This window comes from Neobacillus sp. NPDC097160, from assembly GCF_044762155.1.
Taxonomy (GTDB): Bacteria; Bacillota; Bacilli; order Bacillales; family Cytobacillaceae; genus Neobacillus.
This window is the reverse complement of sequence record NZ_JBIWDU010000017.1, coordinates 1-17,450: the sequence shown is the minus strand read 5'-3', so window position 1 is coordinate 17,450 and position 17,450 is coordinate 1. Positions and strand designations below refer to the sequence as shown.

At 39.5% G+C, this 17,450-nt stretch carries 14 protein-coding genes; 4 read left to right on the top strand and 10 right to left on the bottom strand.

What is annotated here, in order from left to right; genetic code table 11:
- Nucleotides 1-11: 11 nt before the first annotated feature.
- The 8 genes from ACIQXV_RS21835 to ACIQXV_RS21800 form a co-directional block, all read right to left on the bottom strand.
- Nucleotides 12-236, bottom strand: coding sequence for a hypothetical protein (locus tag ACIQXV_RS21835; protein WP_118924121.1), 225 nt, complete (start codon nt 234-236; stop codon nt 12-14).
- 2 nt (nt 237-238) lie between these two features.
- Complete coding sequence (locus ACIQXV_RS21830) at nt 239-784, bottom strand: RDD family protein (protein ID WP_402962066.1); 546 nt, start codon at nt 782-784, stop codon at nt 239-241.
- Nucleotides 785-851: 67 nt separating this feature from the next.
- Nucleotides 852-2,120, bottom strand: coding sequence for a PTS sugar transporter subunit IIC (locus ACIQXV_RS21825; RefSeq protein ID WP_402962064.1), 1,269 nt, complete (start codon nt 2,118-2,120; stop codon nt 852-854).
- A 282-nt stretch (nt 2,121-2,402) separates the two neighbouring features.
- A complete protein-coding gene (locus tag ACIQXV_RS21820) occupies nt 2,403-6,074 on the bottom strand; it encodes an FIMAH domain-containing protein (protein ID WP_402962063.1) in 3,672 nt (1,223 codons plus the stop codon).
- Between the two features lie 84 nt (nt 6,075-6,158).
- Nucleotides 6,159-7,256 (bottom strand): sugar ABC transporter substrate-binding protein, encoded by a 1,098-nt coding sequence (locus ACIQXV_RS21815; protein ID WP_402962061.1) that lies wholly within the window; start codon nt 7,254-7,256, stop codon nt 6,159-6,161.
- Between the two features lie 93 nt (nt 7,257-7,349).
- Nucleotides 7,350-8,450 (bottom strand): response regulator transcription factor, encoded by a 1,101-nt coding sequence (locus tag ACIQXV_RS21810; RefSeq protein ID WP_402962059.1) that lies wholly within the window; start codon nt 8,448-8,450, stop codon nt 7,350-7,352.
- Between the two features lies 1 nt (nt 8,451).
- Entirely contained in the window at nt 8,452-9,891 is a 1,440-nt protein-coding gene (locus ACIQXV_RS21805; protein WP_402962058.1) for a sensor histidine kinase, read from the bottom strand.
- 6 nt (nt 9,892-9,897) lie between these two features.
- Nucleotides 9,898-10,710 carry a sugar ABC transporter substrate-binding protein gene (locus tag ACIQXV_RS21800; protein WP_402962294.1) on the bottom strand — a complete coding sequence of 271 codons (813 nt, stop codon included), beginning with the start codon at nt 10,708-10,710 and terminating at the stop codon, nt 9,898-9,900.
- 413 nt (nt 10,711-11,123) lie between these two features.
- Here ACIQXV_RS21800 and ACIQXV_RS21795 point away from each other — a divergent pair, with 413 nt between their 5' ends.
- The 4 genes from ACIQXV_RS21795 to ACIQXV_RS21780 all read left to right on the top strand — a co-directional run bounded on the left by ACIQXV_RS21795 (nt 11,124) and on the right by ACIQXV_RS21780 (nt 15,458).
- On the top strand, nt 11,124-11,699 hold the full coding sequence (locus ACIQXV_RS21795; RefSeq protein ID WP_402962056.1) for an NAD(P)H-dependent oxidoreductase: 576 nt from the start codon (nt 11,124-11,126) through the stop codon (nt 11,697-11,699).
- 179 nt (nt 11,700-11,878) lie between these two features.
- Complete coding sequence (gene shc / locus ACIQXV_RS21790; protein ID WP_402962054.1) at nt 11,879-13,750, top strand: squalene--hopene cyclase; 1,872 nt, start codon at nt 11,879-11,881, stop codon at nt 13,748-13,750.
- 154 nt (nt 13,751-13,904) lie between these two features.
- Nucleotides 13,905-14,450, top strand: a complete 546-nt coding sequence (locus ACIQXV_RS21785; RefSeq protein ID WP_402962053.1) for an HXXEE domain-containing protein — start codon at nt 13,905-13,907, stop codon at nt 14,448-14,450.
- Nucleotides 14,451-14,552: 102 nt separating this feature from the next.
- On the top strand, nt 14,553-15,458 hold the full coding sequence (locus ACIQXV_RS21780; protein ID WP_402962051.1) for a TIGR01777 family oxidoreductase: 906 nt from the start codon (nt 14,553-14,555) through the stop codon (nt 15,456-15,458).
- On the opposite strand, the gene ACIQXV_RS21775 is transcribed toward ACIQXV_RS21780, so the two are convergent.
- Together ACIQXV_RS21775 and ACIQXV_RS21770 are read right to left on the bottom strand one after the other, a co-directional pair.
- A complete protein-coding gene (locus ACIQXV_RS21775; RefSeq protein ID WP_402962049.1) occupies nt 15,450-15,632 on the bottom strand; it encodes a hypothetical protein in 183 nt (60 codons plus the stop codon). The two genes, ACIQXV_RS21780 and ACIQXV_RS21775, sit on opposite strands and share 9 nt — an antisense overlap.
- Nucleotides 15,633-15,635: 3 nt before the next feature.
- Nucleotides 15,636-15,908, bottom strand: coding sequence for a hypothetical protein (locus ACIQXV_RS21770; protein ID WP_402962048.1), 273 nt, complete (start codon nt 15,906-15,908; stop codon nt 15,636-15,638).
- Between the last annotated feature and the right edge of the window lie 1,542 nt (nt 15,909-17,450).

Sequence of the window (17,450 nt, the reverse complement as noted above, 5' to 3'; positions counted from 1 at the left end):
TGTAGCTCCCATTATTTCACGATAATGGAAAAGTAGAGTCCTCTTCCATAATCCGTGGCCTTAATTGCATTCTTGGTCGCGGCAACAGCGATCTGTTCACTGTCTCCGGTAACGCTGAATATTATTTCCATGCCCTTCATTTCCAAAAAAGTGAAGTCTACCCCGTCAAAGGTATTCCCGTCCAATAGTTCCTTTATCTTATCCGCCATCAGCGGGGTCTTAACCGCAATATTCATAGTTATTTACTCCTTACTTTAATAACTTTTGTCCCAGCGAATCCATCAAACCCAGAACGTCCTTCCGAATTGCCGAATGTAGTCAAACACATAAACAAGAAGGGTATAGCTGAAAGCAAGTATATTGATGCCGCCTTAATCACGGAGCGCATAGCTAGCATGAGCTTACCTACGTAGAAATTCTTATCCGTTTTGACATTGACGACGCGCATACCGAATACCAGTTTACCTATAGTCACCCCAAAAAACACCAGCATTAAAGCCTCGTAGACTACCCCTATGCATAATGTGATTAGAAAACACTCTTGATAGAGCTTCATACGTTCCACGACTAGCGTATCTGAAGCGGTTAACCCCCTGACCGCCTCCTGAGTCTGTAAGTAGTGTTTCCAATCGGGTATGCCAAATATGGCAAACACAATTTGGCACAAGAGCATAATGACAATAAAATCAATTACCAGCGCGAAAAATCTGTTTCGATAGAAGTTTTTGGGGCGGCTGTGTTTGAAAGACTCTACTGCCTTGTTGCCATCATCCTTTTTTTTCATAGCACTGTCTCCTCAAAATCCCCTGCCCTTAAAGTGCAGGGGATTCTTCCATTTCTTTTATAGTAAATTAAGCTTCTCCCGCCTCACGTTTCAGGTTGATTTTATCCCATGCGCGGATGAAAGGCAGATAGATAATGAACGATGCGGAAAAACAAATGACTTGAGCCAGCACAGCCATTAACCTGCTACCTATATCACCTGAGGCGGCAAGGAAACCGCTAATAAAGATGGGTGTCGTCCATGGCACGATCTTATCCATTATAGGGAACAGCCCGATTGATGTGCCTCCATACATGATGGTGACGATCACGAGCGGAGAGATTATGAACGGTATCATAAGCATAGGGTTCAAAACGATAGGAAGACCGAACGTGACCGGCTCGTTAATATTAAATATACCAGGTCCTATGGAAATCTTACCGACATCTTTGAGTAGCCTTGACTTAGCAAATAACAACATATAGATAACCACAGGCAATGTAGCGCCCGAACCGCCGAGCCATACGTTGTTTTCATAGAATGGCCATGTGATGATGGAAGTCGTTCCGACATGGGTAACGCTGATCCAAAGTGGCTCGAAGAAAGGGAATATTATTATTGCGGAACCATGCAGACCGAATGTCCACAACAAATGCTCGATAAAGGATCCAAACATCATGAACGGATACGAAAGACCGAAATTGGTCAGCCAGGAGAACAGACCTTCATTCAGCCAATGAGATATAGTTTGATAACTGGTATACGACATCGGTACGGCAATGATAAGCCACGAGATACCAAGGATAGCCAGACCCGGAAGCAGTGCTGAGAACTGTCTTGAAACGGCTGTTGGTACGGTGTCTGGCAGCTTGATGATCCAGTTTTTTTGGACGAACAGACGATAGATTTCAGCAGTAAGTATAGCGAAAGCCATAGCAACAAAAAGATTTTCAGAACCCGTGCCGTCGCTTTGGGTAACAACAAAGAATGATGCTATGGCGAGAATGCCCGCGGGGATACCGTCTACTGAGGTGCCATCATTCTTTTTGTAGCTGCCAGCCAACGAGCTTGCGACGCCAAACGCGGCGATTACTGCCATGATGCCGAACGTTGCGTCTATCAAGATGTCGATTTTACCGCCCCAGCTCCAACCGGCAGACTCCATAAGGGCTATCCAAGCAGGAACAGGGAAGTCTATAACTATCATAGCGAAAGCGCCTAAAATCAACAGCGGCATTATCATGACAATGCCGTCACGCAGAGCCAGCAAATGCCTTTGACCTCCAATTCTTGCCGCGACGGGCACAAAGTTTTCTTCCATAAAGGTCGTGAGTTTCGATTGTTTCTTTGTTTCCATAGCTACTTACCTCCTATGATTACGATATTTCTTAAAGCAGAAAAACCATAGTTTATATTGAATTTTTTATTGACAAGAATGCTTGTCGACATACCTAAATTGCAAATCAGAGAAACGGTAAGCATGTTATCCCCCTTCTTGACCTAACCGCTGTGTCAAGCCGCAAGACAGAATCCAACAGCTAAAATTCAGGATAGAAAGCAGAGGGCAATCATAAAAAGATTGCCCTTTGACTTGTTAATCGTTAATTATTAAAGAGCAGTTTTTTTGAAATTAATTAAATCATTTCCACTCTTTTAATAGGTCCTCTATATCCGCTGTCAACTTTTCTTTAGCCTGCGCTGATATTTTATCCTTATGGGCCTCATTGTTCATATGCTTGAGGAAATCATTTAGACTTTTTACAGCCTGGTCACGTTGGCCCTTCTCCTCATGGTGAATGGCCTGTTGCAGGTTATTTCTAAGTTGATCGGTTAATGGTGCAACAATTTCATTAGCTGAGATATTTTTCTCCAGTTTCTCCTGGATTGTATTGAGACTTACCGGCTCAGCGTATACTTCGAACGAAGCAATATTAAAGCTGGTAGAAGCAGGTGTTGCTCCTAAACCAATCACACCATTGCCTGTGCCTCCAGGACCTATCTGCGGACCTGCTGGGCGTTTTCCGGACATTGTCAGCTTAATATATCGCTTTGTTACAGAATCAAACTGTAAATCACTTACAGAGGAACCGTTAGGATTTGTTCCATTGTAGATTGGCTCCCAGTTTACGCCATCATCAGAACCTTCAATGACCATGTTCCGTGCATAGTTGGCATAATCCCATCTGATAATCGTTCTATCAAACGTCGTCGGCTCGCCAAAATCAACTTGGAACCATTGCGGGTCGGCGCCTGTGGTAGCATTTGTTGAACTCTGCCACTTTGTATACATAGTGCTGTCTAATGCTCTATCTGCTGTATTTGAACCTTGTGTTGTTGATACTTTTGCTGTCTTTCCAAAGGCTAAATTAGCAGAAGTCGGTAATGGTTTATTCTTCGATGTTAAGTTATTATAGCTGTTTACCTCAACTACAGGAGCAGCATTACCCAAATCAGATAATTTGTATGTCGCCGAGAGGGTTCTCTTCTCCCCAGGCAGCAACATAAAATAGTTATCTTCCATTCTTACCGGGGCAACCAGGTCACCATTAGCACCTTTCTTGATTTTGGCGAATACGGCATAGGCAATTGCATTGCCTTTGTTTTTAACCGTATAAGTAATGGTTTGCTCTTGACCATTATTAACTGTTGTTGGTTTTCCTTCAATTTGGAACTCAACCTGACCAAGTTGCTGCAAATGGGTGAAGTCTGCAAATTGATCCTGTGGTGTATAGTTCCAACCGTGATTCTGGTACCTGACTAAGTCTTTTTTCGTCGTTTGTGCATAGGAGTTAATACTTACAAGATTATCTTTGGCGTCTCTTAATTCTAGTCTTATAAAATAAGTAGGCGATACTTGAAGGTCACCTTCAGTAATTTTGTCAATTACTGTAATCCCATTTGCCTTATCAATTTTGCCATTGAAATTGATTGTTTGATAACCAACCTGTTTTGGTTGGCCGCCTTTAGATGCTCCTGCGCCATCCGCAGTCACGGCAAGGTTTTTAAACTCTTTGTCGTACGCTTTCTTGCTATCGATATTGTACACTTGAACCTTCGCTTTCAAACCGGAGTAATCCTTATTCGTGCTGTTAAGAACTTTAACTTCCTTGGACTTATAATCAAACATGATATGAAGTGGCTCATTTCCTTTCTTCGCTCCGAAATATGAGCCATTCGGGTTAAGATAATAGTCAAACAGGTTCCAGAACATGCCTGGCCATGCATTGTTAAGCATCCACTGGACCCATCCGGTTGCCTTCGTATATTTGTTGGCATTTAGCGCTTCAAATACTGCACGCTGTGAGTCATATTGCTGAACCTGAGCTTTAATGTTATATTCTTCAAGATTATGAGATTCACCGTAGTGGTTATCCATCGCTAAGTTAAATTTCGATAGCTCCCTAAAACTTCCCCTAGCATTGTGGAAATTCCACTGTTGGAAATTATCACCACCAACATTATATGGCCATAATGCACTTTCTGGCAGAATCTTCTTCATCGTCTCAACAACCGGTATACTAGGACCTGGACCAGCTTCCGAAGTAAATCCGAAGGCACCGCCTTGATCCATATCCTCAAACCACATGGCAGGAGGTGCATAATCATAGGAAGCATCCATATGCATTCCACTAACAGTTCCGGTCAGCTCAGCAACCTTTGCAGAGCCGCTGGAGATGATGGCTCCATATTGATCCCAGTGCAAACGATTTTCGATGTCTAGAAATGACTGCTCTACTTCTTTCCCGCGAACAAGTGTCCCGCCCGCTGGCATCTCATCTTTATAAGATGGAGGATTGTCACTGCCGTTCATCCATGCGATCATACTTGAATGGACTCTTAATTCGCGTAGCTGGGAAATCAACGAATCATTTGCAATTTCCAGATCCTTATCACTATATGCTGCTGGTTGCTGCCATTTACTGCAGCAAGTCCATCCACCCATATACATGAGACCGTTTTCATCTAACAGATCAATTAACCGGTCATCAAAGAAAATACCTTCATCCCTGATCGCGTTTAAACCCATATCTTTTAGATATTGGACAACCGCAATATTTGTATCCATATCACGGCGTAAATACAAGTCAGTTGGAGAATATCCTCCTGCTTTAATAAGGACAGGCTTGTGATTCACATAGAATTGCACCATGTCTTTAAGTGGCGGGTTGATCTTTGTCGATGGCGAGACATTCATCTCGGTAGTAATTTCACGGATACCAAATCTTTGTGAGATACGGTCGCTAACCTTATTATCGTTTGTGGTAAACTTGAATTCCACCGTGTGTAGCAATGGTTCACCCATACCAATTGGCCACCATAGTTTAGGGTCTTTGATTTTTAACCCTTTATATTTTTCTGCTGTAAAAGCAATTTCCTGATCCTTTGCACCTGCGCTCAAGGTTACAGGCTGGGATAGAGTGGTTACAACTGCACCATTAGGGTCTTTAATAGTTGCATCTACTGTTCCTGAAACTGGACTATTGGAATAATTCGTCAAGTCTACATAGGCATTTAAACTTGCGCTTGAAAGGTCTGGATCAACTTTAGAGATAACAAATGGGTTGCGGGTCGTTACAGCACTTGAGGTAGTGATAAATACATCACGCCATAAGCCCATATTGTTATCAGACGGCCTTGGAACCCAATCTACCCAATACACTGAAAAGTCTTTACCAAAGTTGGATTTCGTGACCTCCACTGCGATTGTGTTTTTTGTTTTACCGTCAGCAGTGACATAATTGGATATATCCAATTCATAGGTTCTGAATGAGCCGATAATATCCGATTTATTTGCAATCTTTGTTCCATTAATCCAAATGTCGGCTTGATAACCAATCCCTTGGAAGTTAACAAATATTTTCTTTCCCTGCTCGGCTGATGGTAAGGTAAATTCTGTACGGTACCACCATGGAACATTATATCTGGATTCATCCGTACGGGAGATACGATCGTGAATAAACGGATCTTCAATATCACCTGCTTCAATCAGTGCCCCCATGACAGTGTTAGGAACAGTGGTATTAAACCAACCATCTGTTTTAAATCCCTGTTTAGAAATAATCGCTCCATTATCGGTAGATACAGCTGAAGATTGGATTTGCCAATTTTTATGCAATTGATAAACGTTGTCATATTTTATCGCTTGCTTTAATGAATAGTCTTCACTAGAAATAGGTGAACTAGCATTGGTGTTACTGGAATTGTTTGTTTTGGCTTTGGTGGGTGAGCCTGTTGCAACTAAACCGTAAGTAGAGATCAAAAGAGCCATCGAAATATTAAGTATTTTTTTGAATGACCTGCTTAAATGCAATCTTCCTACCTCCCTCATTCTTTTCCTTAACTACTTGACAATTACTCGTTTGACATAGAAAATGAAAAAAGTTTCTCACCCCCTTTAATAGCCATTCTTTAGGTTTTTATATACCTTCTCTCTCTTATGAAAGCCTTTGGCAATTACTGTCTCATCAATCGTTTCTTTCGTTACCGCTATCGGTTCAAGCAAAATAGTCGGAACGTTGATTTGCCCATTATTTTCTGTAGCATTTGTCGTGACTTTTTCACCTTTTGCCATTTTTACCGCAACTTTTGCTGCTGTTTCCGCCATATCCTGGATTGATGTATACACAGTCATTAATTGCGTTCCTTCAACAATCCTTTGGCAGCCCTCAAGTTCAGCATCTAAACCGCTCACCGGAATTTTACCAGCCATGTTCTGTTCTGCTAATGCTTCAATAGCCGCTCCAGCGGTAGCATCGTTCGCCGCTATAATCGCATCAATTTGGTTCTTATTTGCTCTTAATGCATTTTCCGTATTTGCAAAGGCATCTGCCGGATTCCAATTTTTTGTCCACTGTTCGTACACAATCTCAATATCCCCCTTTTCAATCAGCGGCTGCAATACGTTCATTTGTCCTTGTTTATATAAGTGGGAGGAATAGTCTGTTTCCGCACCTTCGATTAGTACATATTTTCCTTTTGGTACATGGTCCACAACCGTTTTAGCTTGAAGTTCACCGATTAGGATACTGTCGAATGAAATATATAAATCAATATCGGCATTCTTGATCAAGCGATCATAAGCGATCACCTTGATGCCAGCAGCATGCGCCTTTCCTACAATCGCGGAAGCTGCATCGGCATTATGCGGAACAACAATCAACACGTCTACGCCTTTACTAATTAGAGTTTCAGCTTGGGCAATCTGCTTTGCATCATCTCGTTCAGCTGCTTCAACGAGTACTTCAACACCAAGCTCCTTCCCTTTCGCAACCAAATAATCACGATCACGCTGCCACCGTTCTTCCCGTAAAGTGTCCATTGAAAATCCTATTGTTATTTTCTTTTTTTGTTTTATGTCGTTTTGTCTATTTCCATTTTTCTCCCTAGCTATTTCATTGATCTTATTAGTAGGAGCGTTAGTACACGCTGTAAAAAAAATCATAAAAATCAAGGACAAACAAATGATCCTGCTGGGTCTCCACAGTTCTCTCATTTTCTATATACTCGCCTTTTTTCGAATTTTTCAAATTTATTATATCAATTTTAAAGCGCTTTCAATTATGGTTTTCTTGTACATTCTTGTTATCTATAGGACTTTTTGGTGATTTAAAACCAATTTTTTCCTATATTCAATAGGTGAAATACCATGGCCTTTTTTAAATACTCTGCTGAAATAGCTTGGATCATTAAAGCCAACGTCAAAAGTAATTTCTTTTAAGCTTTTGGCAGGGTCGATCATTAATTGCTTTGCCTTGTTTATTCGGCATTCAGTTAAAAAATCGATAAAGTTTGTGCCGCTTTGTTCCTTAAATAACTTGCTAACATAGTAAGGGCTTAATTTTACATGCGTGGCTACAGTATCTAAAGTAATATCCCTATGGGAATTTTCTACAATAAATTGTTTAATTGTTTGAAATATATTGGGAGAGATTTCATTTTTTATCGAAGTAAATGATTTGAGTATTTTTTCAAATACATTTTGGCTTTCAGTTTTCAATTGCTGATAATTGGCTGCTTGAAGTGAGAAAAAAGGGGTTTCAATATCAATACCAATCTCATTTAAGAATCTCGATATTAATACTACAATTCGGAGCAGCCTTTGATGTGTCTCAGAAATGCTTTTTCCAGTTGCCTCACAATGTTCAACGAATGACAATACTAGCCTAAGAACGACTTCCTCGTTTCCTTGGCGCAATTGATCAAGGATGCTTTTTTCTGTTTCAAGCGCCCGGCGGTTGCCTTCATGAAACTCTTGAAGCAACTTTTGAACCTTTATTTCCTCCTGATGTCTGATGTTTCTTTCGTTTTTTTCCCTCTGAATACGTGTTGTTACAATTTGAACCGTTTCAATAATTGTGTCTATTCGACTTGGTTTTAGCAAATAATCTTTTACTCCCAAACGTAACGCCTCTCTTGCATATTCAAATGTTTCGTATGCGGAGACAATAATATATTGAATGGCCGAATTCTTCCTGCTAATTTCCTTAATTGCTGCCAATCCGTCCATCCCCGGCATTTGAATATCCATCAAAATAAGATCGGGCTTCAGCTTTTCAGCTAATTGAATAGATAGCAGGCCATTTTCCGCCTCTCCCACAATATGAATATTTTCAATGCACTGCTCGATTATTTGTTTAAGTGCCATTCTTTCAATACGTTCATCATCCACAATGAGAATATTAATCATCCTATTCTCCTCTCTGTTTTGGCAACCGTAAAATAATGCGTGTCCCATGATTCACACTACTCTTAATTTCAATAATGTCCTGAATACCATAAAATAACTGTAAGCGGCGGATGACGTTATGAATTCCAATGCCTGTGGAATTCCCTTTATATTCATTTTTGGGGTATCCTTTTATTATGGATTGGACGGTATCATACGGAATACCTGGTCCACTGTCTTCAATTTCAATTGTGTTATGTATTCCCTTATCACGAATTCGAATGGCAATATTTCCGCCTTCTGGAAATGGTTCAATTGCATGGATTAAAGCATTCTCAACAAACGGCTGCAGTGTGAGGCTTGGCAGAAGAAAAGAAAGACATTCCTCATCAGCATGGATTGAATATTGAACCCTCTCCTCAAAACGCGCTTTTTGGATTGTAAGATAATCTTCCAAACCTTTTAGCTCATTTTGTATCGTTGTTGAAATATCCATGCTTTTTAAATTGTAACGAAGCAAATCTGAAACCGAAACAATTAAGTTACTCGTTTCCTTAGCATTTTCCAAATAAGCCTTCTTCGCTAATGTATTTAAAGTATTAAATAAAAAATGGGGGTTAATTTGGCTTTGTAAGGTTTTCAGCTCGCTTTCTTTTAAAAGCAGTTTATGTTCATGCAATTCACGTTCCACCTTAGCCTTTATTTGCATTTCCGCTATCAGTTTTTTGAGGTTAATCCTCATCTGATTAAAGGTGCTGCCAAGAAAGTTCATTTCGTCATTTGTTTGGATCTCGATATTTCGGTCAAAATTGCCACTGGATATCTCCCTTGCAGCATCGGTTAACGTTACAATAGGGCGGGTAATATCGTTTGAAAACTTAAAAAAAATCAATAAAATAGTGAACGATGTAGACGCTAATGTCAAAAAGCTTAACATAATAGATTCTTTGCTTTGCTGCATCGTTTCCTTATAGAAATTGACATATGTTTTTAATTCTCCATTAATCAGTAAGAGCGCAGTTTCAGAAATATACGCTGATGTCTTCGCAGCCTCATTAAAATGAATGGAGGACTCCGTAACGTTCTTCTTTTGAAAAAACGATTCTGCAAGTCTCATGGATTCTAACTGGCTTTTAATCATGTTGTCATAATTCATAAGAGAAATGAAATTGTTTTGATTATTTAACCTATTGAGTTTTCCTTGGTTTTTTTTCATTTTTTCACCAAAGGCCAAATACTCATTTTTGTGCTTTTCTGCAGAGTTAATAAAATACTGGTTCAATGCGTTAATAGAGTCCTGACTTAATTGTGAGGCCTCCTTTATTAACAAATACCTCTGTAAAATTTCATTATAATTTTCAATAGTCTTTTGATTGGAATAAATCATTAATAACCATACAAGCGATATCATGACCCATATAACAGCAAACAAAAAAATAATCTTATTTCTTATTGTTTTCATGCTATTTCACCTATTTTCAAGCAATTGAACGTTTGTATAATAATTTGTCTCCAGAGGGAGCTCAATACCGTTTAGCCATCTGTACATAAGCCTTGTGCTTTGAGAACCGATTTCTTCGGGATGCTGCATTATAGCGGCTGACACCACTCTATTATTAATGAATTCTGAGATTTCCGGGTTCTGATCAAAGGTATAAATCGAGTAATCCTGTAGTTTGCCTCTCCCTTTGATAGCTTGGACAATTCCACTTGTCGCTTCTTCATTCAATCCGAGCAGAACTCTGCATGCAGGAAATCTGTTGAGCAGCTCCGTCGTTTCGTCCAAACCTTTCTTGTTCGCAGCAGAATCCTTAGGGGCTTCTAAAATTTCTATGTTATGAAACCTAACAAGAGCAGTTTCAACCCCTTGCTTCCTCAATGACAAATAGCTGGTTGACGGCCCCCCGTAAACAATACCTACCTTCCCTCTGCCTTCTAACTTTGAAGCTATATGTTCTCCCAGAATTAGCCCTTCTTGAAAGTGATTAGGGCCAACGTAGGTTTTACGTAAACTATCCGGTGCATCGGTAAAAACCGTTATGACCGGAATCCCTTTTTGCAATGCTTTATTCACAATTTCGATAAATTCAGGGTCCTCCTTTCCTTGCACAATAATTCCATCTACTCGTGAAGAAATGGCCCTGTCGATATTTTTTAAATATCCAAAAATGTCTGCTTGAAAGGTTTCCTGAAACTCTATCGCCACTTTATTCTTGTTTGCCTCTTCTTGGGCTCCTTCTTGCACCTTATTCCAAAATGGGCTACCGGAATCCCCTGTAATAAATTCGATTCGATAAATACCTTTATTATCAAATTGGGAATAGGAAGAGATCCTAGGCTGCCCTAGAACGACTTTAAACGTAAAAAAGGTAAGTACTAATAAAGTTAATCCCCCTCCAAAATATAGGAATGTAACAATAGGCGTTGGCTTTTTTATAATTCTTCCCCCCTCAAAATTGTCTTACTGTATCTTTGATTTATTTCTCCTCAAAGTCATATAAACCCTCCTGTTATTCAAAATATTTTGATTTTTACAAAGAGAGTCTATCTGAAAGAGAGTTAGGAGTAAGAAGCAGTCGTCAACAATAGAATCCCAAAGGATGTAAACTTAGCGATTTACTTAGAATATGATATGTCTAAAACCGCCAGTATTGGCCCAGGGAAAATTCATTATCCATTAATGGAGGGAACCATATGACTACCTTAATTATTTATGCCCACTCAAATAAGGATAGCCTTAATCATGCGATTTTAGAGAACGTCATGAAAGGGTTAAAGGAAGCCAAACGGAAATTTGAATTAATTGATTTATACGCGGAGAAATTTGATCCTGTTTTAGTCATCGATAAGCAGCATAAACCAAGTGATTTAATCCATGATCCATATACTGAAAAGTATCGAAAAAAAATTGAGCAGGCTGACCAGTTAATTTTCATTTACCCGATTTGGTGGTATGGTGTACCAGCCATTTTAAAAGGCTTTTTTGATCGCGTGTTTGTTTCTGGATTTGCGTATCAACACAAAGGAAAATTTCCGAAAGGCTTATTGAAGAATAAATCGGCATGGGTTATTTACACCATCGATGCTCCCTCTTTATTTATTCGATTGTTTAGAAAAAATGTCGAATGGATTGTAGTAAGAGATTACATTTTAAAATTCTGCGGCATTAAAAATATCAAAAGAACTCGATTAACGTTTGTTAAACATTCTACCTATAAATCTCGGCAGAAATGGCTTCAAAAAATCTATCAGCTCGCAAAAGTGATTTGAACATATGGGATTGCACGTCTAAAATAAGTAAAGTTAAAAAGGAGCACAAAATTTGTGCTCCTTTCTTAGTAAAATTGTGACTAATTGTTTTGATCTTTTTACTCTCATTAAATAAATGCATATTCATATTGCTATATGAATATGAATACATAGTGAGTTTTTGAAAGAGGGTGGGTATCATGATGGATCGGGTAAATGCGGAAATCAACCGAATCACCGATCAGCTCATTAAGGACCAATCAGCTGACGGGTCCTGGCAATATCCCTTCGAGACCGGAATCGCAACAGACTGCAGTATGATTATACTATTACGGACATTGGAGATAAATGATGAGGAGTTCATAAAAGAATTGGTGAAACGTATCGCAGGAAAACAGCAGGAAGATGGGTCGTGGAAGCTGTATCATGACGAAGAAAAAGGAAATCTGACAGCCACAGTGGAAGCTTATTATGCCCTTCTTTATTCTGGTTACCGCGATCGAAAAGACCAGGAAATCCAGGCTGCAAGAAGGTTTATTATGGCCAATGGAGGGGCTACGGAAGTCCATATGTTTTTGAAAATCATGTTGGCCATAACAGGACAATGTGAGTGGCCGCACTTCCCTATTAATATTGAAGTGATGCTTTTACCAGACTCCTTTCCCATCAATCTTTTTGACCTCTCCGTGTACGGAAGAGCGAACATTATCCCTTTTTTGATTCTCGCCAATACGAATTTTCGTAAGAGAACGCCTCGATCGCCCAATCTCTCCGATTTATTTCAAAAAAAAGATATTCGTTTTTTTACAGAGGATCAGGCAGAAGAGGCCCGCTCAGTGATCAATCTGATTAAACAAGGGATTCAGAGTCTGAAATTCCATGGAAACCTTCGCGAATTGACATTATCTCGTGCAGAAAAATATATGCTGGACCGAATCGAACTGGACGGCACCTATTTAAATTATTTCAGCACTACTTCTCTCATGATTTTTGCCTTACTGGCGAGGGGGTATCAAAATACACATCCGGTGATTACTCGTGCCGTACAAGGATTAAAAGCGATGACCTGCCGCATTGAAGGAGAACTTCACTGCCAATATACGACGGCTACGGTATGGAACACGACGTTAATTAGTTATGCACTGCAAGAATCCGGTGTCCTCTATTCGGCGGATACCGTCCAGAAGGCAAACCAATATATCCTCTCCCGTCAACATATCAAATACGGGGATTGGGTCATTCATGAACCGAACATGTTGCCTGGAGGCTGGGGCTTTGCGGACATGAATACAATCCATCCTGATATTGACGACACAACGGCAGCACTAAGAGCGATTCGAACTTTGGCTATCGAACAGGTAGAGTGTCGGCAGGCATGGGATCGCGGAATCAACTGGCTCATTTCCATACAAAACAATGACGGTGGCTGGGCAGCATTCGAAAAGAACGTGAACAAGAAAATATTGAACCTGTTACCGATTGAGGGCGGAAAAGATTTGTTGATTGATCCGTCAACGGTTGATTTAACAGGAAGGACATTAGAGTTTTTTGGGAACTATACCCATTTGGATTTTCACCATCCCATGGTGAAACGTGGGATTCGTTGGCTGTTAAAGAATCAAAATTCGGATGGTTCTTGGGTGGGGCGCTGGGGCGTCTATATTTATGGCACATGGGCGGCTGTGACGGGATTGGTTGCGGTTGGGGTTTCCCCTAATCATCGATCCATTCAGAAGGCTGTAAACTGGTTAAAAGCCATTCAAAATCAAGACGGAGGTTGGGGAGAATCCTGTAAGAGTGATATCGATAATTGTTATGTGCCGCTCCGCGAAAGTACCCGCACTCATACAGCATGGGCCCTTGACACACTTATCTCGGCCGCGGCAGATGTCACACCTGAAATTGAACACGGTGCAGCTTTTTTAGTGGACGGAAAAGAAAAAGATTGGACAAAGACCTATCCAAAAGGAAGGGGAATGGCGGGATCCTTTTATCTTAATTATCATTGTTATGAATACGTTTTTCCATTACTGGCCCTGGCGCATTATAAAAATTTAGCTGAAGGGAATTAAAAACAGGGTGAGTTGGCAGCTAGGGTTGCTAGAAAGAGTGATAAAACATATAGGCTGGCATATTTATATATCCTGTCCCATACAATGAACAAAAATACATTCATACAAATTCTAGGTTAAATACAAATTCTTTCTAACAAGCAGGAGGCAAAAGATGCTTGAAACTTTACTCCAATTTTTCGACCTTCATACAGTCATTTGGTTGTTCCCTATCATCTTTATTTTCCATGACCTAGAGGAGATCATAACCATTGAATCTTCCATGAGTAAATACAAATATAGTTCTCAAAAACCTCCCTTCGTCGAACTAACATTAAAAATGAGGCGAAAACTAGGTTCGACCGCTGCCCAACTTTCTGTTTCGGCTACATGGATTTTGCTAATTATCTCATTCACCACATTGATGACTGCCCATTTCTCCTTGAACGGACGGGGCTTTCTCTTATATACAGCAATTCTCAATTTGTTTATTCTGCAGGCGACCATGCATATTGTTCAGTCTATCTTTTTTAAAGGCTATACACCTGGTATCATAACGGCGCTGTTCCTCCTCATCCCTTACTGTCTTATTGCCTATTACAGTTTATTCGAACGCGGCCTGATAGACGGGCATTTAATTTTCGCAAGTATTCCCGTCAGCCTATTAATGATCCCGATTTTTCTTGTTGGCAATCTCTTAGGCCGTTATTTTATTCACTAACTGGGCCTCACTCTTTTATTTACTTTGTCAGCATTTCATTCTCGAATAAAATGGCTGCTTTTCCTCATTTAACCAAAAAGGTAGTTGCTGGAGGCGAGTAAATTGCATGTTGTCTTAACGGGAGGAACCGGGTTTATTGGTCAAGCCTTAACACACCTGTTGACTCAAAAAGGCCATCGGGTAACCATATTAACACGACGTCTTCCTGATAATAATAGAACAGATGAGTTCGTTAATTATGTTGAGTGGCTTTCTGAAGATAATCAGCCTGAAAACGAACTTGAGGATGTGGATGCAATGGTCAATTTAGCCGGGGAATCAATCAATAGCGGGCGATGGACCAAAAGTAAAAAGGAGGCTATCTTGAATAGCCGTCTCACAGCCACAAAAGAGGTAATTCGAATTCTAGGACATCTTAATCCCAAGCCAAAAGTTCTTGTTAACGCCTCAGGTTTAAGCTACTACGGGATGTCAGACTTCAAGACGTTTAATGAGACCTCACAAAGTAATGCAAATGATTTTTTAGCAAAAGTTGTAAGGCTGTGGGAGAATGAAGGGGCTGCGGCCAAAGAATTGGGCATTCGAACGGTCTTCGCACGCTTCGGGATAATTCTTGGTCAAAAGGGTGCCTTACCGCTAATGGTACTGCCGTATAAATTTGGTATTGGGGGGACAATCGGCAATGGAATGCAATGGATTTCCTGGGTTCACATTCAAGATGTGGTTGAGATGCTTTACTTCGCCATAATTAAACCCGAAATAGATGGACCGTTGAATGTGACCTCGCCTAATCCCATTCGCATGTCATCATTCGGAAGGGCAATTTCAGACGTCCTTCACCGTCCACATTGGCTCCGTGTGCCTGAGGTTTTTTTAAACGTGGCCCTTGGTGAAATGAGTCAGGTTGTATTAAAAGGGCAGCGAGTACTTCCTCAAAAAGCACTTCACCACAATTACTCCTTTCATTTTACAGATGTAAAAAGTGCACTTTCTGATATTCTAGGTTAACGATTGCTCTATGTACTTACATAAGGCATAGACAACGATATGACGATACTTGATTTCTTTGTTTTTCAACTTTTCAAATAGCAAATTCTCGAACGTATAACGGTCAAGCGGAATTAAAAACCGTTCAGTCTCTAAATTACGGATCGTGCTTGGAGCAGTACGAACGCCTTTCACGTTTTAACCACTGGTATTATCGAAATTGCGGAATGCTGTAAGGGAATTTAAAAGCTTTGATGCCTTAACCTTGTTGGTGGATAATGCAGCAGCTAACCAATAATGACTAAACCGCATTATTTTCGCATTCCCTGTGCCATTTCCTGCAGTTTCTTTTCTATTCATTTCAGATGATATGAGCATGAGTAGAACTTTTTCTAAATCGGTCATTTTGGCCAAATATCTTTCATTTTTAAATAACGATTGATAAACTTTGAAAAAGTGTGATTGTTTCAATTTTCCACCACAAATTTCACTTTTTTATGATAAGCCCTTCTCTGGTTTCTTATCAAACTTTAATTTTTTGTCTGAACCTTTATTTCCTGACACTGCATCCAACGTTCGAGCATTTCTTTTCTAAAAAGAATACGGCGGCCTAACTTTTTTTTTATGTTTTTATACTTTCTCAGTTCTTTTAGAAGATAAGCCGGGATTGATACCGTCCTAAGGGAACTTTTAGTTTTAGGGATGTTTAGTTTACTACAACAATATAGCCATTAATTAAGGGAGGCGGATGAAAGAGCAGCAAAAAAACTTGAAAACAAGAAAAAGCCCTTGATAAACAAGGGCTTTTGTCTTTTCTGTATTAATGACCTGTGAGGGGTTCGAACCCCCGACCTCAACCCTGTCAATTTTGTTTCCTTTGTTTAATCTAATCAACTTAAATTAAATAAGTATGGAAAACACTGATTTATTGAATTTTTTTGATGAGGTAAAATCAAAACCGTTAAATAAAATTAACTCAGAAAAAATAATTATGTTAGCAAATATGTTAGCAAAAGCTAGCAGGTGGTCTGCTAAAAAGTAATATTAATGTTCCCGCAATCCAAGTGTGAGGAGTTGATAGTGTATACAATTAAAAGAATCTATAAGAGTAGCACTTGCCTGTATAAAAAGAACCCAATTTTGAGTTGGGTTTAATGCTACTCCTCAGTTTCAAGTGCGATTAGATTTCCTTCTTAAACTAAACTGCCCCGTTAGTGGAACAAGAAAAAGGGTTACCGCAGTAATCCTCGATGTTCAACTAAAGCACCCGATAGTTGAAGTAGATTAATGATTAGTCCCTTTATAAGGGTTTCTCCTGAACAGGAAAAATAATATAGAACCTATTATTGTGTTAATATAAACGAACACCAAGAAAGAAGTTCCAGGGGATAATTGACCATTAATTACTACGATTAAAGTCCCATATAAAAATCCTAATAAAGCGAATAACAAACAACCTAATGCAATGTTTTTATTATAAGTGATTTTTAAATAAAGCCATTCTCCTAATAAACATCCTGGTATTATTAACACGGAGCCAAAAATTATTATACTCGGTAACTCTTTAATAAAAATCATAAAACCTGAATAAAAATGTTGAACAGATTGTATATTGTACGAATTTAAAATACAGTTAGTAATGAAAAAATAAATAATAACTGTTGAGTATGGTCCTATACAACTTCGGAAAAACCTCATAGTATCCCTCTATTCAATTTTGATACTTAACTAATTCTATCTAACTAACTCTGAATCCTTGTTCCACTATCCTGCCCCATTAGCATTCCTGTAGATGGTTTAATTTGAACTTTGAAAAAAACAGAGCCCCTCAGTAAGATATGAGTATAGACACCACTCTAACTCAAAATCTTAGGAGGAACCCTTACTATGAAGTTTAAAATGCAAGACAAGCAAAATAAACTAATAGAAAGAATTTCCGATAAACACCTCGTTGTTGGTGTGGACATTGCTCAACAATTTCACGTCGCTCGAGCAGTGAATTTCCGTGGAATC